Below are 19862 nucleotides of genomic sequence, written 5' to 3' on the forward strand. Positions count from 1 at the left end.
ACAGGGCGCTGCGCCGGCGCGGCGCGTCCATACACCGCTGTTCTGCACGGGAGTCTCCGCCATGTCGCGTTTCTTCGCTTCGATCCTCGCAGGCAGCGTGCTGACCTGCACCCTGCTCGCCGCCACGCCGGCCTCGGCCGACACCCTGCTGGTCGATCGCACCAAGCAGCCTGCCGGCATGGCCGTGCCGACGCGCGGCATGTCGATGGCCGATGTCGAAGCCCGCTTCGGTGTGCCGACCGAGCGCATGGATCCGCGCGGCGGCCAGAAGCGCCAGTGGCCGACGATCAACCGCTGGGTCTACCCCACCTTCACCGTCTATTTCGAGCGGAACCGGGTCATCGACACCGTCGCCAACCGGGCCACGGCGTCGGAGATCGGCCCCAAGCCCGCCATCCGTTGAGTCCATGACCGAACACGCATTGCGCTTCCCCGCGGAGTGGGAACCCCAGTCCGCGATCCTGATTGCCTGGCCGACCGAAGACACCGACTGGGCCGCGCGCCTGGGCGACGTCGAGGACACCTACATCGCGCTGGTCGCGGCGATCACCCGCTTCCAGCCGGTCGTGATCTGCGTGCCGGACGAGGACATCCAGAGCTACGCCTACGTGCGGATCGCGTCGAACCGCGTCGACATGACGCGCGTGCGCTTCGTCGAGGCGGCCTATGACGACACCTGGCTGCGCGACTCGGGTCCGATCTCGCTGCGCCGTGATGGCGGCGGTTTTCGGCTCAACGATTTCCGCTTCACTGGCTGGGGCGGCAAGTTCGACGCAAGCCGGGATGATCTGCTGGTCGGGCATCTGCATGGCGCCGGCGTGTTCGCCGAGGGCGCAGAGCGTCGCGAAATCGACTTCGCCCTCGAAGGCGGCGCGATCGAAACCGACGGTGCCGGCACGCTGCTGACGACCTGGCGCTGCCTGCACGAGCGTCATCCCGATGCCTCGCGCGAGGAACTGACCGCGAAGCTGTCGGACTGGCTGGCGCAGGACCGCGTGCTGTGGCTCGACCACGGTTATCTGGAAGGCGACGACACCGACGCGCACATCGACACCCTCGCCCGCTTCGCGCCGGACGATGCGATCGTGTTCCAGGCCTGCGACGACACCAGCGACCCGCATCACGCCGAACTGCAGGCGATGGCCGGTGAAATCGCGGCACTGCGCACGCGCGATGGACGACCGTATCGCCTGTTCCCATTGCCGTGGGCGCAACCGATCCTCGACGACGGTCGCCGACTCGCTGCGAGCTATGCGAACTATCTGATCCTCGACGGCGCTGTGCTGATGCCGGCCTATGGTGACGTTGCCGACGACGCGGCCGCCGCCGTGCTCGCGCAGGCGTATCCGGGACGGGAGATCGTGCAGGTCTCCTGCCGCCCGCTGATCTGGCAGAACGGCAGCCTGCACTGCATCACGATGCAGTTGCCCGAAGGCCTGCTGGCCGACTGATACCGCGGCGACGCCAGTCGCCGCGATCGGCATCGGACACGCGACGCGTGACCTCTGACACGGGCGATTGACTACACATGTAGTCAATCTGTCCCGCCGCCTGCAGGTCCTGCCGATGCGCCGAATGCTCGCTCCCCTCGTTGTCGCACTCGTGCTCGTCGTTTCCGGCGCGGGGGCGACGGCCTCGCCCGTGAAGCCGAGCGCCGATGCAGCGCTCGACGCCATTCGCAGCGCGTCGGCGGCAGCGGAATCCGATGCGCTGCTGGTGATCCACGACGGCCGTGTGCTGGTGGACACGGCGAGCGACACCGGACAGCGTCCCATCGAACTGATGTCGGCGACCAAATCCGTGGTCGCCCTCGGTGTCGGGCTGCTGCTCATGGACGGCGCGCTCGAATCGCTCGACACGCCCGTGCACACCTTCTTCCCCGAGTGGGCACAGGGGCGCAAGCGCGACATCACCGTGCGCATGCTGCTCGACCACACCTCGGGCCTGCAGAACTCGCCCAATGCCGGCGAAGAGATCTACCCTGCGCCCGATGCGGTGCAACTGGCACTGGCGGCCGAGCTGTCGAGCACGCCCGGCGAAGTGTTCGCGTACAACAACAAGGCCACCAACCTGCTTGCCGGCGTCATCGGCAAGGCGGCCGGGCAGCCGATGGATGTCTACCTCAACGCGCGACTGTTCCAGCCGCTGGGGATCGTGCCGGGTCCCTGGTATCGCGATGCTTCCGGACAACCGCACGGCATGGCCGGATTGCCGTTGAGCGCGCACGACGCGGCGAAACTGGGGCAGCTGCTGCTCGATGACGGTATCGCGCCGGACGGCAAACGCCTGCTGCCGGAAGGCTACGTCCAGGCGCTGTATGCCGCCGGCCCGCGCTCGCCGCGTGTCGGACTGCTGTGGTGGCGCATTCCCGCTTGGCAGTTCCTGACCGTGCGCGAGGACGCCATCGCGGCGGCGCGGGCACAGGACGCGGACCCGCGCTGGATCGCGACGCTCGAGTCGTTGCGCGGCCAGCGCCTCGACGGCATTGCCGGGCTGCGCACGGCGATGGCCGATGCGCTCGGCGCGGACTGGCCGGCGCTGTACGCGGCGCAGACGAGCGCGTTGGGCCTCGGCCGCTCGGACGTGTTCGACGAGGACACCGGCCCGGTGGTGGCCTACTCGGCAGAAGGTTTCCTGGGCCAGTACATCGTCGTGGTACCGGACAAGCGACTGGTGGCCGTGCGTCAGATCCGCCGGCGCGACACGCCGCACACGCCGGCGATGGACCACGCCGCGTTCCCCTCCCAGATCGTCGCCCTCGCAAGCGCGCTTTGATGCGCTCTGAATGGCCGCGTGCGGCGGCGCGGTCCGCGACGGCATCCGCGTTAGCATGTGCGGTCCCTCCGCACGCTGCAGCCCCCACGCCATGACCCGCAAGACCACGTTGCCCGTCGCGCTGATCCAGGAGCGCGCCATCATCGACCGCGGCGCCGACAACGCCGACGCCAACCTGTCGATCATCGAGACGCGCGTCGCCGAGGCCGCCAGGCAGGGCGCCAAGCTGGTGCTGCTGCAGGAGCTGCACAACGGCGCCTATTTCTGCCAGGAAGAGAACGTCGATGCGTTCGATCTGGCCGAGCCGATTCCCGGCCCGAGCACCGAGCGCCTCGCCGCGCTGGCCAAGCAGCACAAGATCGTGGTGGTGAGCTCGCTGTTCGAGCGCCGCGCTGCGGGTCTGTACCACAACACCGGCGTGGTCTTCGATGCAGACGGCAGCCTCGCGGGCAAGTACCGCAAGATGCACATCCCCGACGACCCGGGCTTCTACGAGAAGTTCTACTTCACGCCGGGCGACATCGGCTTCAAGCCGATCGACACCTCGGTGGGCCGTCTGGGCCTGCTGGTGTGCTGGGACCAGTGGTATCCCGAGGCCGCGCGCCTGATGGCGCTGGCCGGCGCGGATCTGCTGCTGTACCCGACCGCGATCGGCTGGGACCCGACCGACGTGCAGGACGAGAAGACCCGCCAGCGCGATGCCTGGATCCTCAGTCACCGCGGCCATGCGGTCGCCAACGGTCTGCCGGTGCTCTCGTGCAACCGCGTCGGCCACGAGCCGTCGCCGCTCGGCGCGGCCGGCATCGACTTCTGGGGCAACAGCCACGTGCTCGGCCCGCAGGGCGAGTTCCTTGCGCAGGCCGGGACCGACCCGACCCTGCTGACCTGCGAGGTCGATCTGGGCCGCAGCGAGCACGTGCGCCGCATCTGGCCGTTCCTGCGCGACCGCCGCATCGACGCCTACGGCGATCTGCTCAAGCGCTACATCGACTGACCCGATGCCGCTCGAACTTTGCGACGCCGTCGACGCCGATTTCGACGCCATCACCGCGCTGTACGCGCGCGAGGTGGCGGGCGGCGTGGCAACCTACGAATACGACGCACCCGACGTCGACGAGATGCGCCGGCGCTGGTCGGGCATCCGCGATGCCGGCTACCCGTACATCGTGGCGACCCGCGACGGCGCCTTCGCTGGCTACGCCTACGCGGGCGGTTTCCGCACGCGCATCGGCTACCGCTACACCGTCGAAAGCTCGGTCTACGTCGCGCACGACCAGCACGGCCACGGCATCGGTCGTGCGCTGATGGAACGGCTGATCGCGCTGTGCACGCAGCGCGGCTTCCGCCAGATGATGGCGGTGATCGGCCCGCCGCTCGACGGTCCGTCCGTGCGCTTCCACCAGCGGCTCGGCTTCGAGACCGTCGGCGTGCTGCCCGGTTCGGGCCGCAAGCACGGCCGCTGGCTCGACACCATCCTGATGCAGCGCGCCCTCGGCGACGGGCACACCACTCCACCGAACGACGATTGACCCGATGACCGAACCGATGACCGCCGCCACGTCCTGGCAGAGCCAACCGCACGCGATCGTCGAACGCGACGGCGTGCGCTACACCCTGCTCGGCACGGCCCACGTCTCGCGGGTCAGCGTGGAAGCGGTCGAGGATGCGATCGGCAGCGGCGCCTTCGATGCGGTGGCGGTCGAACTCGACGCGCAACGCCTGCAGGCGATCAGCGATCCGGATGCGCTCGCCAGGCTCAATCTGGTCGACGTGATCCGCAAGGGGCGCGTCGCCCTGTTTGCGGCCAATCTCGCGTTGGCGGCCTACCAGCGCCGGCTCGCCGAGCAGCTGGGCATCGAGCCCGGCGCGGAACTCAAGCGTGCGGTGATGATGGCGAACGAACGCGACCTGCCAGTCGCGCTGATCGACCGCGACGTGGGCCTGACGTTCAAGCGCGCGTCGAAGAAGCTCGGTTTCTTCGGTCGCATGAAACTCGTCGGCAGCCTGCTTGGTGGCCTGATGGCGTCGGACGAACTCGGCGAGGACGAGATCGAGAAGCTCAAGGAAGGCGACATGCTCGAATCGAGCTTCGGCGAGTTCGCCAAGAGCAGCCCCGAGCTCTACGACACGATCATCGCCGAGCGCGACCGCTACATGGCCGCGAAGCTGCGCGAGGATGCGGGCAACGCGCGCGAGGTGCTGGCGGTCGTCGGCGCCGGCCACCTGGCCGGCCTGGCGCGCCATCTCGCCGACGACGCGCAGCCGCCCGCGCAGACGCGCACCGAACTCGAACACGCGCCCCCCGGCCGCAGCCTCAAGTGGGTGATGTCGCTGATCACGGTGATGATCCTGGCGATGATCGCCTGGGGCTATTACCAGGGCGGCGCCGAACTGGGCCGGCAACTGGTCAAGGAGTGGGTGGTCATCACCGCCGGCTTCGCCGCACTCGGCGCGGCGGCCGCGCTGTCGCATCCGCTCGGCATCCTGGCCGCGGCCATCGCCGCACCGCTCAAGCCGATCCGCCCGCCGGGCATTTCACCCGGCCTGTTCAGTGGTCTGGTCGAAGCCTGGATCCGCAAACCGGCCTACAACGACTTCCTATCCCTGCGCGACGACGCCGGCACGGTGCGCGGCTGGTACCGCAATCGCGTGTCGCGAACCTTGCTGAGCTTCCTGCTCGCCAACATCGGCTCGAGCATCGGCGTGTGGGTGGCGGGGCTGCGGATTGCAGGCAAGGTGCTGACCTGACACACCTGTTTCGCACATGGCAACGTTTCGCGTCGCCGTTGCATCGACAGTCCTGCCTCGACCCTGCGTCGGCTTCGGCTTCGGCTTCGGCTTCGGCTTCGGCTTCGGCTTCGGCTTCGGCTTCGGCTTCGGCTTCGGCTTCGGCTTCGGCTTTCAGCCTTTGACCTTGACCTGCGAGCCGTAAAGCGAGCCGAGCACTGGAGCCTGGCGCGGCCGAAGAGCAGCCCATGTCTGAGCGCAGCGATTTTGGGCTGCGTGCCGCGTCAGGCGAAGCGCGCAGGGGACCGCCGCGGCTCCATGCGGCGGATCGCGTCCGGCGAAGGGACCTTTTGGTTTCTTTTGGGTTTCGCCAAAAGAAACTCGCACGCTTGCGTGCGAAAGCTCTGCACTTGACTGGGCTTCCGCCTTTCGCGTCTCTCGAAGCTCGAAAACAGCCGGATCAAGATCAAACCCAAGGCTTCCGCACGCTCCGCGCGCGGCTTCCTTTTGTCTTGTCAAAAGGAAGCACGACAGCGCATAGGCGCTGGCGAACGGCGAAGCCGGCCCGAAGGGCGAACGCCGGAGGCGTGAGTCAAACCGCCTTCGCCGAACGCGATCCGATGCGATGAGGCCGCATCGGTTCCCTGCGCTTCTCGGACGACGGGCACGCAGCCCAAACTCGCTGCGCTCAGACATGGGCTGCTCTTCGACCCCGTCGTCCTGCGATGCTCGGCGCGCTCTACGGCTCGAACGTCAAAATCTGAAAGCCGAAGCCGAGCAAGCACGAGAGCAAGGGCCGAGCCAGGTAACGGCAGCATCTGGCGTCTTCAGGGCGCCAGATGCTAGATCCCGAGCTCAGCCCGCGGCCACCGCGGGTGGAGCCGCATGGTCCCCACGCGCACGCCGGATCAGCCGCGCAGTGCCATTCCGCAGATCATCGAGAATCGCGTAGATCGTCGGCAGGAACAGCAGGCTGACCACCGTCGAGAACGCCAGACCACCGGCCACCGCGCGGGCCATCGGCGAATAGGCCAGACCTCCGAGCACGACCGTGTCGCTGAGCGAAATCGGGATCATCGCCAGGATCGCCGTGCCCATCGTCATCATGATCGGACGCAGGCGCTCGCGACTGCCCTCGACCAGCGCGTCCAGCCGCGACATGCCGCGTCGGCGCAGATTGTTGATGTGCTCGACCATGATGATGCCGTTGTTCACCACCACGCCCATCAGCACCAGGATGCCGATGAAGGCCATGACGGTGAACGAGGTGCCGGTCAGCCAGAACAGCCAGAACACACCGAACACCGAGAACACCACGCAGCTCATGATCGCCGCCGGGAACAGCAGCGATTCGAACACCGCCGCCATCACCACGTAGATCATGACCAGCGCGATCAGCAGGTTGAACATCATCTGCTTGCTCGCGGCGGCGTCGTCCTCGAAGCCGCTGCCCGAGAAGCTGTAGCCATAGCCGGCCGGGAACTCCACCGATTCGAGCGTCTGCTCCAGCGCCTTGCGCGCGTCCGGCATCGTGGTCTCGCCGGCAAGATTGGCCTGCAGGGTCAGCGACGTCTGACGGTCGTTGCGGCTGATGCGGCTGGCCGACGGCTCCACGCGCATCTCCACCAAGCTCGTCAGCGGCACGCTGCGGCCATCCGGCGCGCGGACCATGAAGCTGGCGATGTCGGCCTCGCTGTAGCTCTGGGCGCCCGCGAAACGCACCCACACCGGCACCTCGTCCTCGCCCCGGCGGAACTCGCGCAGCTGCGTGCCACGCAGCGCCAGACCGATGAAGCTCGACACCTGCTCGGCACTGAAGCCAAATGCCGCCGCACGATCGCGATCGACGCGGATGTTGAGCTCCTGGTTGAGATCGCCTGCGTCGACGCGGACATCGCGCAAGGCGGGATTGGCCGCCAGCATCGGGATCACGCCGTCGGCGATCTCGCGCAGGACCTGGGTCGAATCGCCGACGAGCTGGACCTGCACGCCCTGCCCGCCCTGACCGCCGCCGCCCCCGCCGCCGCCCTGCCCGCCACCACCACTGACGCCGACCTCGGCGCGCGCGGACTTCGGCAGTGCCTGGCTGATCGCCTCCGACAGCACCTTGGTGTCGCCGACATCGTCGTTGAAGGTCACGACCGTGCCCGAGTCGCCGCCTTCGCCGAACCAGGAATAGATCTGGCGGATGCGGTATTCGTCGCGGTGTTCGTCGAGGAAGGTCTCGTAGCGGCGCACCTCATCGGAGCGCTGCTCGAGGTTGTAGCTGCCCTTCCACTGGTAGTAGATCTGGATTTCCTTGCCGCCGCCGCTGTCGCCGAACATGTCGAACTTGGTCTTGGTCATCGGCACCAGACTCACGGCGACCACCAGCACGATGCCGGCCACGCTCCAGCCGCGGTGTTCGAGCGACCAGCGCAGCAGACGCGCGTAACGCCGCTGCAACCGCGGAATCAGACCGTCGGGCTTCGCCACCGCCGGCGGCGTCTTCATGCGCGCCGACATCATCGGAATCAGGCTCACGGCCACCAGCCACGAGGCCAGCAGCGACACCGAGATGGTGATCGCCAGCTGGTTCATGAAGATGCTGATGTTGTTGGTCTCGCCCAGCAGGTTGGGCACGAACACGATGCAGTGGCACAGCGTGCCCGCCGACAGCGCGATCGCCACGTGGCGTGTGCCCAGCACCGACGCAAGCCAAGGCTGGTCGGGAATGCGTTCGCGCTCTTGGTAGATGCTCTCCACCACCACCACGGCGTTGTCGACCAGCATGCCGACCGCGAGCAGCAGGCCCATCAACGACAGCACGTTGAGCGTGACGTCGAAGAAGTGCATGAAGCCGAGGGTGATGATGAAACAGATCGGAATCGCCAGCGTGACCATCAGCGTCGACGGCCAGTGACGCAGGAAGAAGTACAGCACGATGATCGACAGCACCAGGCCAATCGCACCGGCCTCCACCAGTTCCATCAACGACGAAGTGACCTCGTCGCCCATGTTCTGGATGACCTTGACGTCGACGCCTTCCAGCCCCGGCTCGCTGCGCGCCGCCTCGACCTCGGCCAACACGGTGCGCGAGACCTCCACCAGGTTGGCGTCGCGCTCCTTGTAGATTTCCAGCCCCACCGCCGCGCGGCCGTCCAGGCGGCGCCCGTAGTCCATGCGCTGCGGTTTGAACTGGACCTCGGCGATGTCCGACAGGCGCAGGCCCTGCGGATTGATCACCAGATCGCGCAGTTGCTGCAGATCGTCGATCTCGCCGACCGGCTGCACGCGCAGTCGCTGGCCGCCGTCGAGGATCTGGCCGGCCGACACCGAGAAATTGAGCGCGCGCAGCCGCGTCGACAGTTCGTTGAGTTCGATGCCATGCGCGGTGAGCCGATCCGGCTCGACCGCAATCTCGACCTCGTTGGGCGCCGCGCCGTTGATCTCCACACGCGCCACGCCGGGCACGCGCTCCAGTCGACGCTTGAGCTGCCGGTCGATCAGCTCGTAACTGCCACTCAGATCGACGTTCGCCGCCAGGCGCAGACGCAGCACCGGCTGGTCGCTGGTGGAGAACTTCATGACCATGTAGCGGCGGAAGTCGTCGGGCAGGTCGCTGCGGATCGCGTCGATGCGCTCGCGCGCCTCGGACGCGCTGATCGCGATGTCGCGGTCCCAGTCGCTGAATTCCAGGAACACGAATGCGCCGTCGGCCGAGGCCTGGCCGCGCATGCGCTTGATGCCGCTCATCGTCGCCAGCGTTTCTTCCGCCGGGCGCAGCAGGTTCTGCTCCGCTTCCGACGGCGTGGAGCCGCTGTAGGGCAGCTGCACAACGAGGAACGGCGCCGAGATGTCCGGCAACGCTTCGAGCGGCAGGCGCACCGATGCGATCAGGCCGATCACCACCATCGAGATGAAACACATGATGGTGGTGACCGGGCGCCGCAGGCTCAGCTCGGCGATGCTCATGGGGCAGCGGCCTCCGTTGCCTCGCCCGCCGCGAAACGCGCGCGGCGCCCGCGCTCGGCGTAGTGCGCATCCGACTTGCGGTCGAGCAGGTCGTAGACGACCGGAATCACGACCAGCGTCAGCACCGTCGACACCGCCAGACCGCCCATGACCACGATCGCCATCGGCGAACGCACTTCGGCACCGTCACCGAACGCCAGTGCCAGCGGCAGGAAGCCGAACAGCGTCGACAGCGTGGTCATGATGATCGGACGCAGGCGCGAACGAGCGCCCTCGATCAGCGCATCGCGCTTGGCCACGCCGGCCTCGCGCAACTGGTTGACCTTGTCGATCAGGATGATCGCGTTCTTCACCACCAGGCCCACCATCAGGATCAGACCGATGAAGGCCACCACCGAGATCGTGTTGCCGGTCAGCAGCAGCGCGCCGATCGCACCGACCATCGCCAGCGGGATGGTGAACAGGATTACGAACGGGTGCAGCAGCGATTCGAACTGCGAGGCCATCACCAGATAGACCAGGAAGATCGCCAGCGCGAACGCCATCAGCAGCGAGCGCATCGATTCGGCGAGCTCCTCGCCCTGGCCGCCGATGTGCATGCCGACCTCGGGTCCGAGGGGATTCTCGGCCACCATCGTGCGCACCTCGGCCATCGCCGCGCCCAGATCGATGCCGCGCAGGTTCGCTGACACCACCGCCACGCGCACCTGGTCGGCGCGGTGGATTTCGCTGGGGCCCACGGTCGCGACGACGTCGGCCACCGAATCGAGCCGCACCGGCGTCGCGCTGCCGGGATTGACGATCAGGTTGCGGATGCGGTCGACCGAATCGCGCTCGTTCTCCTGCGCACGCACCAGCACATCGATCTTGCGGTCGCGGAAGTTGTAGCGCGTGGCGACTTCGCCGCGCACCGCGCGCACCACCGCGTCGGCGATCTGCCGCGTCGTCAGGCCGAACGCACCGGCGCGTTCCTGGTCGAACACGATCTGGATCTCGGGGAAGCCCTGCTCCACCGTCGTCTTGACGTCAGCGTAGTGCGGATTGGCGCGCAGCAGTTCGGCCATGCGCTGTCCGGCCTTCGCTAGGCCGTCGAGATCCTGGCCCCGCAGTTCGATTTCCAGCGGCGTGGAGAAACTGAAGATCTGCGGCCGCGCGAAGTCCACGGCGACGCCCGGGTACCGGCGCATCGTCTCGCGCAGGCGCTCGGTCTCCTGGGCCTCGAACTCGCGGCTGCCACCGCCGCTCATGACGATGTCGAGCTTGCCGATGTTCTCGCCGCTCTCGGTCGGGTTCGCATCCAGACGCGTACCGCTGCCGCTGACACCGAACAGCAGGGCGACGCCGTCATCGCCGGCGTGCGCCTGCTGCACCTCGCGCATGATGCGGTCAGTCTCGCGCAAGGGCGTGCCCGGCGGCAGCTTGGCCGTCATCTGGAAGCGGTCCTGCGCCAGCTGCGGAATCAGATCGGTACCCAGCAGCGGCACGGCCAGCACGCTGACCACGAAGACCGCGGTCGCGGTGCCCAGCACCAGCCAGGGATGCGACAGCGCACGCGGCAACACCCGCAGATAGCCGCGCTCGGCGCGGTTGTAGGGCGCCATCGCCGCATCGCTGGCCCGGCCCATGATGCCACCGACCACGCGCGAGAGGCCGCGCCAGATCCGCACCACCAGCCACGCCAGTCCGAACAGCGCGCCGCGGATGCCCGCGCCGACGCCGCGCCCGGTCGCCGCGAACGGCTTCTGCCAGCGGCGCTCCGGGCGCCACTGCGGATGCGCGTCCTCTTCGGGGAACGCCATCGGCGGACGGCCCTTCAGCGAGGCCAGCATCGGGATCAGCGTCATCGCCACCAGCAGCGACACGCTCACCGCGATGGCAATCGTCAAGGCCTGGTCGCGGAACAGCTGGCCGGCGATGCCCTCGACGAACACCAGCGGCAGGAACACCGCGACGATCGTCAGCGTCGAGGCGACGACGGCCATGCCGACCTCGCGCGTGCCCGAGATCGCAGCCTCGAGGATGCCCAGGCCGCGTTCGCGCGCCTTCTCGATGCTCTCGAGGACGACGATGGAGTCGTCGACGACGAGACCCGTCGCGAGCGCCAGACCGCCCAGCGACATCACGTTGAGGCTCAGCCCCAGCTGGTCCATGAAGAAGAACGTGGTGATGATCGAGACCGGCAGCGACAGGCTCACCACCAGCGTGCTCCAGCCGTTGCGCAGGAACAGGAAGATGATCAGCACCGCCAGCGTGCCGCCGATCAACGCATCGGTCCGCACGTCGTTGATGGCCGCGCGCACGAACTTCGACTGGTCGTCGACCACGGTCAGCGTCATGTCAGGCGGCAGGTCCTTGCGGATCACGTCCAACCGCGCCTGCACCGCGTCGGCGGTGGACACGGTATTCGCATCGCCTTCCTTGTAGATCGCGAGCTCCACCGCCTCGGCGCCGCCGAGCCGGATGATGCTCTCGCGCTCCTTGAAACCCTGGCGCACGGTGGCGATGTCGCGCAGACGGATCGCGCGGCCGCCTGCGATCGTCGAGCTGCCCGCGCCCGACGCGCTCTGCACCGAGGCTGCCGCCGCGAGCACGGCCTGCGAGCCGCTGGCCGCGGCGATCGCCGCCATCTGCTGCGCCGCGCTGGCGGCGCTGTTGTCGCCACCCGACTGCGTGGCGACGAGCATCTCGCCGATCTGTTCGACGCTGGCGAACTGGTTGACCGTGCGCACCAGATAGCGCTGGGTGCCCTGATCGAGCCGGCCGCCCGACAGATTGATGTTCTCCTGCTGCAGACGCTGGATGACGTTCTCGATCGGCAGGCCGATGCGCGCCATCTGCTGCAGGTCCAGCTCGACCTGCACCTCGTCCTCGAAACCGCCGCCGACCTTGACCGCGGCCACGCCGACGACCGGTTCGATCTTTTTCTTCAGATCGTCGTCCGCATAGCGGCGCATGCGGGTGAGTTCGTCGACCGCGTCGCCCTTGTCGCCGGCGGTCAGCGCAAGGCGCAGGATCGGTTCGGTCGACGGGTTGAAGCGCAGCAGCACCGGCGGTTTGACTTCCAGCGGCAGCTGCAGCGTTTCGAGCTTGTCGCGCACCTCCAGGCTCGCCTGGTCCATGTCGGTGCCCCAGGCGAATTCCAGCACCACGTCGCTCTGGCCGGTGCGCGAGATCGAGCGCAGCTTGCGCACGCCCTTGACCACGCCCAGCGCTTCCTCGACCGGTTCGCTGACCAGCGTCTCGATCTCCGACGGCGCCGCGCCCGTGTACTCGGTGCGCACCGTCAGCGTGGGATAGCTCAGATCGGGCAGCAGGTTGACCTTGAGATTGGTCAGCGCGATCAGGCCGAACAGCATCAGGCTGATCGCGACCATCCACACCGTGACACGGCGGCGCGTGGAGAACTCGACCAGATCGAACCGGCCCGGCGGCGCGGCGTGCGGGTCCGCGGCCGGGCCGTCGCCGGCGGGGCCGTGGTGCGAAGGGCCGGCCATTACTGCGCGTCGCTCTTGGCGTCCGCGTCGGCCGCCGGCTTCGCGGCCGCGACCGGCGCCTCACCGATGACCTGCACCGTGCTGCCTTCGCGCAGCGCAACCTTGCCGGCGGTGACCACCGGCATGCCGAGGTCGAGGCCCTTGCGCACTTCGATCAGATTGCCGTCCACGTAGCCCAGTTCGACCGGCACCCGTACCGCCTTGCCGTCCTTGACCGTATAGACCGCCGACTCGTCGCCGTCGTCGAGCAGCGCGGCCCGTGGGATGACCAGGGCGTCCGCACGCTGGTCGTAGTCGATGTGGATGCGACCGAACATGCCGGCGCGCAGGGCCTCGTCACCCGCGAACGCGGTGACCACGCGGAAGGTGCCGCTGCGCGATTCGACGACAGGCGCGACCCGCTCGACGACGCCCGTGAACGATTCGCCCGGCAGCGCATCCACCTGCAGGCGCACCGGCTGGCCGCGCTTGAGCACGCGCAGTTCGCGCTCGGGGACGTTGAGCGTGGCCTCGATGCGGGCGTTGTCGACGATGCTGAAGATCGGGGTGTTGATCTGCACGAAGTTGCCGGTGCGGATCATGCGCTGCGAAATCACGCCGGAGATCGGCGCGGTCACCGTGGTGTAGGACAGTTCCAGCTGGGCCATCTGGTACTGCGCACGCGCGGTGTCGAGATCGAACTTGATCTGGTCCAGATCGTTGGCGCTGATCATCTGCTGGCCGACGAGCTGCTGCGCACGGCGGTAGCTGTTCTCCAGCTTGCCCATCGTGGCCCGGCTCTGCTGCACGGCCAGTCGGGCGCGGTCGGGATCGAGCCGGACCAGCGGCTGGCCGGCACGGACGGTGTCGCCCTCCTCGACCAGGACCTCCAGCGCGATGCCCGAGGTCTTGGCGACGACGTCCGCGCCGCGCGGCACCTCCAGCGAGGCTGTGCCCACATAGCTGGCCGCCACGCTGCGGCGCGCGACCGCCTCGGTCTCCACGGGGACGGGCGCCGGCGCCGACTCGCCCGGCTTGGCCTGGGCGTCGCCGCCCCCCTTGCACGCGGAGAGGCCGAGCACGGCGGACACGAGAATGATGCCGGTCAGAACGCGTCCTGCGGACGGATGAGCATGCAGTGTGGACATGTGGATTCGATGAGACCCCTACGGTGTAGTAGGAAGGTATATCACCCACATGTGGCATTCATCCGCCATTGGTCATGGTGACGTCCGGATGCCGATTCCGCACATGTTGCAGTGCATTGGGCAGCCGCGGTGACCGTGGCTATACTGGCCCGGTTGTGCGCCGGTTCATACAGGGTCGCCGTATGACGGCATCACGCTTCCCAGACAGCACCCTAGCCATTCAGGATTGCGGATACCCTTGAACATGACGCGACTGCTGACGCTTGCCTGTTTTCTGCTTGCTTCTCCGGTCCTGGGCGCCGCCGCGCAGGACACCGCCGCACCGGCCACGCCGGCACCCGCTGCCGAGGCCGCCCAGCCGACCAATGCACCGCTGACCGGCAATGCCGAGACTGGTCGCCAGCTCACCTACACCTGCCAGGGCTGCCACGGTGTCGAGGGCTACCGCAATGTCTATCCGCACTACCACGTGCCGAAGATCGGCGGCCAGTCGCGCGAGTACCTCGTCAACGCTCTTCACGAGTACAAGCGCGGCACGCGCCGGCACCCGACGATGCAGGCCCAGGCTCAGAGTTTCACCGACCAGGACATCGCCGACATCGCCGCCTTCCTTTCGGAGCTGACCCAGTGAGCGGCGCCATGACCCGATCGTTCCGCGCCCTGCCCGCCCTCGCGCTCGCCGGCCTGCTGGCCGCCTGCGGTGGCCAGGAACACGACGCCGAGGCACAACCCGCCCGCACCACCTCGTCGGCCGGCCTGCCCAACGGCACCGTCGAGGCCGGCGAGCAGGCCGCCCACGTCAAGAGCGCGGCCACCGGCCAGACCTGCATCGACTGCCACGGCGCCGCCGGCAACGTCCCGATCGATCCCACCTATCCGAAGATCGGCGGCCAGTTCCGCGACTACCTCGCCCACTCGCTGCAGGCCTACCGCGACGGCGACCGCGAGCACGCATTGATGTCGCAGCAGGCCGCCGACCTGAGCGACCAGCAGATCGCCGACCTCGCCGCGTACTTCGCCGCGCAGCCGAGCCAGCTGCGCGATCTGCACGGCGCGCACGACCGCTGAGAGTTCCTTCGGGGGCGTGTCTTCCCGCAGTTGATGTCGCGTGCCCGTTCGGCGGGCATGCGTCAGTCGCGCCCTGACGGAGCGTTCCTTGATTTGATCTGACCAGGTTTCGGCCTGGTCACGACGCGTGCTTGTTTCTTCGTGTTCTGGCTCAGCTTTGGCTTTGGCTTTGGCTTTCAGCCTTTGACTTGAATCGAGCCGTAAAGCGAGCCGAGCACCGGAGCCTGGCGCGGCCGTAGAGCAGCCCATGTCTGAGCGCAGCGAGTTTGGGCTGCGCGCCGCGTCAGGCGAGGAGCGCAGGGGACCGATGCGGCTGCATCGCATCGGCTCGCGTCCGGCGAAGGGACCTTTTGGTTCCTTTTGGGTCCGTCCAAAGGAACTCACACGCGCAGCGGGCGAAAGCCGTGCACTTGCTGTCGGCTCAAGCCTCTAGCGTTGCCTTTCTTGGGTCGTTGAATTCCGCGTCGTCAGACAACTTCGCGGAAAGAGCAGAGATCAAGACAGGGCTTCCGCACGCTCCGCGCGCGGCTTCCTTTTGTCTTGTCAAAAGGAAGCAAAACCGCCTTCGCCGGACGCGATCCGCCGCGGTAGAGCTGCGGCGGTCCCCTGCGCTTCTCGGACGACGGGGCACGCAGCCCAAACTCGCTGCGCTCAAACATGGGCTGCTCTACGACCCCGCCGCCCTGCGATGCTCGGCTCGCTCTACGGCTCGATTGAAATCAAAAGCTGAAAGCCGAAGCAAAAGCCGCAGCTGAAGCGAGAGCGAAGCAACGCCCATAGACTCCCGCCCGCGCGGGAGTGACGACATCAGAACGACAGGGGAAAGCGAGGGCATACAGCCGCTGGGCGCAAACCAGTCAGCCACCCAGGCTGTTCTGGTCCTCCTGCAACTCCGGCTTCCACGGCACATCTGGCGGCGGCCGCCCGTCGGTCTCCACGTCCTGCATGTTCGGATCGGTGATGCCGCAGGCGCCGCCGAACATCAGCAGCGCGACGCTGCACTTCACCGTCTTGCTGGTGCCGGGAATCGGAATCAGCACTTCCTTGATGCTCCGGCGCACCCATTCCTGCAGCAGCGTCTCGCTGGGCACCCAGAATCGGTCGAGGCTGGTCGGCTCGTAATCGGTCGGCGGACGCTTGAGCCAGGTGCCCTCGCGATCGATGCGGGCGAAATCCTCGGTCACCGTGCCCGGCGGCAGGCCGCCACCGACGCGGCCACCATCGGCGAGACGCGCGCGACCATCGGCGCCGAACAGACCCGAGCCGCTGCCGGGCCGGCCACCGCTGCGGGCGGTCGCGCTGTCGCCCCAGTCGTCGGCAGCGCGCGTGGAAGGCGCAGCGCCCGGCGGGTTGCCCGTGCGCTGGCCGGCACCCGGCGCAGGAGTCGGCGCACGCGCACCGCTGCCGGTCGCCGCCGCGGCGTCGCCGGGCCGCCGCGGCGAAGGCGTCGACGCCACGGGCGCAGCGGATGCGGCAGGTGCCGGGGCGGCAGCAGGTGTCGGCGGCGCGGGCGCATCGCGCAGCGGCACCGCGCGTTCGCGCGCCACGATGTCGGCGATGCTGCGCGACGGCACTTCGGGCGCGTCGACGACGACCTGCGGCGCGTCGCGCGTCGGCAGGCGCAAGGATTCGGTGGGCTGCGCCACGCTGCGCTCGCGGACCTCGACGTCGACCTGGCGCTGCTGACGCGGCGCCTCGGCCAACGGTGCCGGCGTGCGCAGTGCGGGCACTTCGACAGCCTGCAGCTGCGCATCCGGCACCTGCCGTTCGCGCACGGCGATTTCCGGGGCGACGCCCGGCCGCGGCGGCGGCAGCGTGAACGCGATATCCGGCGTCGGCGTCTGCGTGACCTCCAGCACCTGCGGCGGCGGTTCGACCGGTTCGGCGGCCGCGACCGCCTCCTGCGCGACCGAGGCGTCTTCCGGATCGTCCGGCGCTGCGGTCGGCGCGGGCGGTACCGCCGGAGACGGCGTGACCGGGACGACCTGCGCCACGGGCGCGGGCGCGCCATCGCCTGCGCCGCCGCCGGCGTCTTCGGGCGTGCCGTCACCGATGAAGACGGCTTCGACCACCTGCGCCTCCCCTGCTGCTGCCGGCGCGGGCACCGCGAAATACGGATGGGTCAGCAACAGCAGCGCGCTCACCCAGACGATCTGCACCAGCAGCGCCGTCGCGACCGAGAACCGGCGTGCGCCGCGATGATCACGGGCCGACGGCTCCCATGAGGGATGCAGCAGCAGACCGGTCCAGACCGCCAGCGGGCCGGACGGCACGACGCCCTTGCGCCGCGGTGGAACCGGTCGCGCGGCCAGCAACGCGACGATGGCGGCAGCGCTCGCCCCGGTCACGGCACCGACGCGCACGCGCATCGAGTCGAACCAGCGGGTCCAGCCTTCGGGAAATCCTTCGGAGGGCTGGTCCGGCCGGATCGAACGCCGCCGACGCCGACGCAGCACGTCGATCATCTCGGAGGCGGTGAACATCCGGTGGCGGCCGCCCGTGTGCCGGAGGTCAGGCCGCGTCGCGCGGCATGTACGGCGCGTCGCCGGTGTCGTGGTCGGTCGCGTCGCGAACCGCGGTCACGCCCGGTGCCTTCTCCATCAGCGTCTTCTCGATGCCCTGCTTGAGGGTCACGTCGACCAGGCCGCAGCCGTGGCAACCACCACCGAAGCGCAGCACCACGACGCCGTCGGCCGTCACTTCCTGCACGGTCACGTGGCCGCGGTGCTGGGCGAGCTGCGGGTTGACCTCGTGCTCGACGACCCAGCGCACGCGCTCGACCAGCGACGCGGCTTCCGGCGGCGCTTCGCCCTTGATTTTGGGCGCGCGGATCTGCAACTGCCCGCCGGTGGCACGCACTTCGTAGTCGATCTCGGCGCCGTCGAGGTAGGGCACGCTCGACGCATCGAGCCACAGCGTGAAACCTTCGCAGTCGATCGCCCATTCGTCGCCCTGCAGGTCACCGCTGTCGGCGAACTCCAGGCGCACATCGGCGCGTGAGGTGCCGGCATGCACGGCCGACAGCCGCACACCCAGCCCCGGCAGCGATTCGCGCTCGATCAGCTTGCGGAAATGCGTCTGCGCGGATTCGGAGATGTTGATCATGCCGCGTATTCTAGCGGCCCCGCGCCGGCGCACGCGCCGGTCGTTGTCTGCCGCATGAACGGCCCTCGACAGGAGATTCCACGATGTCCGACCTGATTCCGCTCAGCGACGCGCACTGCGTGCCGCGCCGTGGCGACGCGCACCGCCTGCCCGAGGCGCGCGTGCGCGAACTGCTGCCGCAGGTCCCCGACTGGTCGCTTGCCGAGGACGGCCAGGCGCTCGTCCGTACGTTCCGCTTCGACGACTACCACCGCACGATGGCGTTCGTGAACGCACTGGCCTTCATCGCCCATCGCGAAGACCACCACCCCGACCTCGGCGTGCACTACGACCGCGTCGAGGCACGCTTCTCCACCCACGATGTCGGCGGGCTGAGCGAGAACGACTTCATCTGCGCAGCCAAGGCCGACCGGCTGTTGGACTGAGTGTCCGGAAAGGCCATGTCGGGCCGCTCCGGACCGGGCGGCGCCGGCCCGCCTCCTACTTCAGCCGGTCGAGCACATCGCGCAGATCGTCGGCCAACGGCGCGTTGAGCACGTAGGCCTCGCCGTCGTCGAGGGTGAATTCCAGCGACGCGGCATGCAGGAACAGACGCTTGAGGCCGATCTGCTCGCGCAGACGCTTGTTGACGTCCGGATCGCCGTACTTGTCGTCGCCGGCGACCGGATGGCCGATGTGCTGTGCGTGCACGCGGATCTGGTGGGTGCGGCCGGTCTCGATCCGGACTTCGCAGTAGGACTGCCCGCCTCGCCGCTCCAGCACCTTGAAGTGGCTCAGCGACGCTTTGCCCTGCGGATTGACCTGCACGTGGCGCTCGCCGCCCTGGCGCAGGCCGACATGCAGCGGCGCGTCGACGCTCATCGTGCCCTCGGGCATGCGCCCGGCCAGCAGCGCCAGGTAGCGTTTGCGGATGCCGGCGCCGTGGTCTTCGCGCAGCAGCGCCTGCAGCTGGGTCAGCGCCGAACGCTTCTTGGCCAGCACCATCAGGCCCGAGGTGTCGCGATCGAGGCGGTGGATCAGCTCCAGCGACTGGTTCGGCCGCAGCGCCCGCAGAGTCTCGATCACGCCGAAGCTGATGCCGCTGCCACCGTGACTGGCGATGCCGCTGGGCTTGCTGATCGCCAGCAGCCGGGCGTCCTCGAACACGATGCTGGCCTCCATCGCCGCCAGCAGGCCCTTCGAAGGCGTGCCGGCCTCGCCCGGCGCCTCCAGCCGGACCGGCGGGATGCGCACCTCGTCGCCGGCCTCGAGCTTGCGCTCGGCCTTGGCCCGCCCCCCATTCACCCGCACCTGCCCGCTGCGCACGATCTTGTAGATGATCGACCGCGGCGCGCCCTTGAGCTGGCCGAGCAGGAAGTTGTCGAGGCGCTGGCCGTCGCGGTCGTCCGGAACCCGGACCAGCCGCACGCCACCGCCGGCGGTGCCGGATCCGTTGTCAGTCATCGTCGCTTATTTATCTGTTACACTCGGGCCGCGATCCAAGGTACTGATTTCTTTGAAAGAATCCGGGCCAAAAGCCCGCCTCTCAAAGGCTTCCGGACAGTGCGCGGCCACCGCCCCAGGGGCGGCCATGTTAGCGGCTGTACGGCAGTACCGGCCATCGCCCGGTGCT

Annotated in this window: 16 protein-coding genes; 10 read left to right on the top strand and 6 right to left on the bottom strand. The window is 68.4% G+C overall.

The window, feature by feature from the left end; translation table 11 throughout:
• Window positions 1-61: 61 nt before the first annotated feature.
• The 7 genes from E2F49_RS05520 (at window position 62) to E2F49_RS16310 (ending at window position 5707) form a co-directional block, all read left to right on the top strand.
• Window positions 62-403 (top strand): hypothetical protein, encoded by a 342-nt coding sequence (locus E2F49_RS05520; protein WP_055248744.1) that lies wholly within the window; start codon window positions 62-64, stop codon window positions 401-403.
• A gap of 4 nt (window positions 404-407) precedes the next feature.
• Window positions 408-1451 carry an agmatine deiminase family protein gene (locus E2F49_RS05525; RefSeq protein ID WP_133392918.1) on the top strand — a complete coding sequence of 348 codons (1044 nt, stop codon included), beginning with the start codon at window positions 408-410 and terminating at the stop codon, window positions 1449-1451.
• A gap of 124 nt (window positions 1452-1575) precedes the next feature.
• Entirely contained in the window at window positions 1576-2775 is a 1200-nt protein-coding gene (locus E2F49_RS05530) for a serine hydrolase domain-containing protein (RefSeq protein ID WP_133392919.1), read from the top strand.
• 55 nt (window positions 2776-2830) lie between these two features.
• On the top strand, window positions 2831-3769 hold the full coding sequence (locus tag E2F49_RS05535; RefSeq protein ID WP_425481334.1) for a carbon-nitrogen hydrolase: 939 nt from the start codon (window positions 2831-2833) through the stop codon (window positions 3767-3769).
• Window positions 3770-3773: 4 nt separating this feature from the next.
• Window positions 3774-4304: a GNAT family N-acetyltransferase gene (locus E2F49_RS05540; RefSeq protein ID WP_133392921.1), complete on the top strand. Its 531-nt coding sequence runs from the start codon at window positions 3774-3776 to the stop codon at window positions 4302-4304.
• Window positions 4305-4308: 4 nt separating this feature from the next.
• Window positions 4309-5523 carry a TraB/GumN family protein gene (locus E2F49_RS05545; RefSeq protein ID WP_133392922.1) on the top strand — a complete coding sequence of 405 codons (1215 nt, stop codon included), beginning with the start codon at window positions 4309-4311 and terminating at the stop codon, window positions 5521-5523.
• A gap of 16 nt (window positions 5524-5539) precedes the next feature.
• Window positions 5540-5707, top strand: coding sequence for a hypothetical protein (locus E2F49_RS16310; protein WP_165971118.1), 168 nt, complete (start codon window positions 5540-5542; stop codon window positions 5705-5707).
• A gap of 650 nt (window positions 5708-6357) precedes the next feature.
• Here the strand turns inward: E2F49_RS16310 and E2F49_RS05555 are convergent.
• Genes E2F49_RS05555 through E2F49_RS05565 form a run of 3 tightly spaced genes read right to left on the bottom strand, consistent with a single transcriptional unit; the run spans window position 6358 to window position 14077 of the window.
• Window positions 6358-9456 (bottom strand): efflux RND transporter permease subunit, encoded by a 3099-nt coding sequence (locus E2F49_RS05555; RefSeq protein ID WP_133392923.1) that lies wholly within the window; start codon window positions 9454-9456, stop codon window positions 6358-6360.
• A complete protein-coding gene (locus E2F49_RS05560) occupies window positions 9453-12950 on the bottom strand; it encodes an efflux RND transporter permease subunit (RefSeq protein ID WP_133392924.1) in 3498 nt (1165 codons plus the stop codon). Before E2F49_RS05560 ends, E2F49_RS05555 begins: the two co-directional genes overlap by 4 nt.
• Window positions 12950-14077, bottom strand: coding sequence for an efflux RND transporter periplasmic adaptor subunit (locus E2F49_RS05565; protein WP_133392925.1), 1128 nt, complete (start codon window positions 14075-14077; stop codon window positions 12950-12952). Before E2F49_RS05565 ends, E2F49_RS05560 begins: the two co-directional genes overlap by 1 nt.
• 244 nt (window positions 14078-14321) lie before the next feature.
• On the opposite strand from E2F49_RS05565, the gene E2F49_RS05570 reads away from it, so the two are divergent.
• On the top strand, window positions 14322-14708 hold the full coding sequence (locus tag E2F49_RS05570) for a c-type cytochrome (RefSeq protein ID WP_133392926.1): 387 nt from the start codon (window positions 14322-14324) through the stop codon (window positions 14706-14708).
• A gap of 53 nt (window positions 14709-14761) precedes the next feature.
• Window positions 14762-15145: a c-type cytochrome gene (locus E2F49_RS05575; RefSeq protein ID WP_425481357.1), complete on the top strand. Its 384-nt coding sequence runs from the start codon at window positions 14762-14764 to the stop codon at window positions 15143-15145.
• A gap of 857 nt (window positions 15146-16002) precedes the next feature.
• Here E2F49_RS05575 and E2F49_RS05580 read toward each other — a convergent pair.
• Together E2F49_RS05580 and E2F49_RS05585 are read right to left on the bottom strand one after the other, a co-directional pair.
• A complete protein-coding gene (locus E2F49_RS05580) occupies window positions 16003-17628 on the bottom strand; it encodes a hypothetical protein (RefSeq protein ID WP_133392928.1) in 1626 nt (541 codons plus the stop codon).
• Between the two features lie 28 nt (window positions 17629-17656).
• On the bottom strand, window positions 17657-18250 hold the full coding sequence (locus E2F49_RS05585) for an NfuA family Fe-S biogenesis protein (RefSeq protein WP_133392929.1): 594 nt from the start codon (window positions 18248-18250) through the stop codon (window positions 17657-17659).
• Window positions 18251-18333: 83 nt separating this feature from the next.
• Here E2F49_RS05585 and E2F49_RS05590 point away from each other — a divergent pair, with 83 nt between their 5' ends.
• Window positions 18334-18675: a 4a-hydroxytetrahydrobiopterin dehydratase gene (locus E2F49_RS05590; RefSeq protein ID WP_055248770.1), complete on the top strand. Its 342-nt coding sequence runs from the start codon at window positions 18334-18336 to the stop codon at window positions 18673-18675.
• 55 nt (window positions 18676-18730) lie between these two features.
• Here E2F49_RS05590 and E2F49_RS05595 read toward each other — a convergent pair whose 3' ends face one another.
• Window positions 18731-19693 (bottom strand): RluA family pseudouridine synthase, encoded by a 963-nt coding sequence (locus E2F49_RS05595; protein ID WP_133392930.1) that lies wholly within the window; start codon window positions 19691-19693, stop codon window positions 18731-18733.
• Window positions 19694-19862 lie beyond the last annotated feature (169 nt).

Origin of the sequence: Luteimonas terrae (assembly GCF_004358165.1) — a bacterium.
Classification (GTDB): Bacteria; Pseudomonadota; Gammaproteobacteria; order Xanthomonadales; family Xanthomonadaceae; genus Luteimonas; species Luteimonas terrae.

What these genes read in the sequence shown, in the direction of transcription:
- E2F49_RS05555 (WP_133392923.1), bottom strand. Translation starts at nt 9,456, where the DNA reads ATGAGCATCGCCGAGCTGAGCCTGCGGCGCCCGGTCACCACCATCATG.
- E2F49_RS05590 (WP_055248770.1), top strand. Translation starts at nt 18,334, where the DNA reads ATGTCCGACCTGATTCCGCTCAGCGACGCGCACTGCGTGCCGCGCCGT.
- E2F49_RS16310 (WP_165971118.1), top strand. Translation starts at nt 5,540, where the DNA reads ATGGCAACGTTTCGCGTCGCCGTTGCATCGACAGTCCTGCCTCGACCC.
- E2F49_RS05570 (WP_133392926.1), top strand. Translation starts at nt 14,322, where the DNA reads ATGACGCGACTGCTGACGCTTGCCTGTTTTCTGCTTGCTTCTCCGGTC.
- E2F49_RS05560 (WP_133392924.1), bottom strand. Translation starts at nt 12,950, where the DNA reads ATGGCCGGCCCTTCGCACCACGGCCCCGCCGGCGACGGCCCGGCCGCG.
- E2F49_RS05540 (WP_133392921.1), top strand. Translation starts at nt 3,774, where the DNA reads ATGCCGCTCGAACTTTGCGACGCCGTCGACGCCGATTTCGACGCCATC.
- E2F49_RS05525 (WP_133392918.1), top strand. Translation starts at nt 408, where the DNA reads ATGACCGAACACGCATTGCGCTTCCCCGCGGAGTGGGAACCCCAGTCC.
- E2F49_RS05585 (WP_133392929.1), bottom strand. Translation starts at nt 18,250, where the DNA reads ATGATCAACATCTCCGAATCCGCGCAGACGCATTTCCGCAAGCTGATC.
- E2F49_RS05530 (WP_133392919.1), top strand. Translation starts at nt 1,576, where the DNA reads ATGCTCGCTCCCCTCGTTGTCGCACTCGTGCTCGTCGTTTCCGGCGCG.
- E2F49_RS05595 (WP_133392930.1), bottom strand. Translation starts at nt 19,693, where the DNA reads ATGACTGACAACGGATCCGGCACCGCCGGCGGTGGCGTGCGGCTGGTC.
- E2F49_RS05535 (WP_425481334.1), top strand. Translation starts at nt 2,831, where the DNA reads ATGTGCGGTCCCTCCGCACGCTGCAGCCCCCACGCCATGACCCGCAAG.
- E2F49_RS05545 (WP_133392922.1), top strand. Translation starts at nt 4,309, where the DNA reads ATGACCGAACCGATGACCGCCGCCACGTCCTGGCAGAGCCAACCGCAC.
- E2F49_RS05520 (WP_055248744.1), top strand. Translation starts at nt 62, where the DNA reads ATGTCGCGTTTCTTCGCTTCGATCCTCGCAGGCAGCGTGCTGACCTGC.
- E2F49_RS05580 (WP_133392928.1), bottom strand. Translation starts at nt 17,628, where the DNA reads ATGTTCACCGCCTCCGAGATGATCGACGTGCTGCGTCGGCGTCGGCGG.
- E2F49_RS05565 (WP_133392925.1), bottom strand. Translation starts at nt 14,077, where the DNA reads ATGTCCACACTGCATGCTCATCCGTCCGCAGGACGCGTTCTGACCGGC.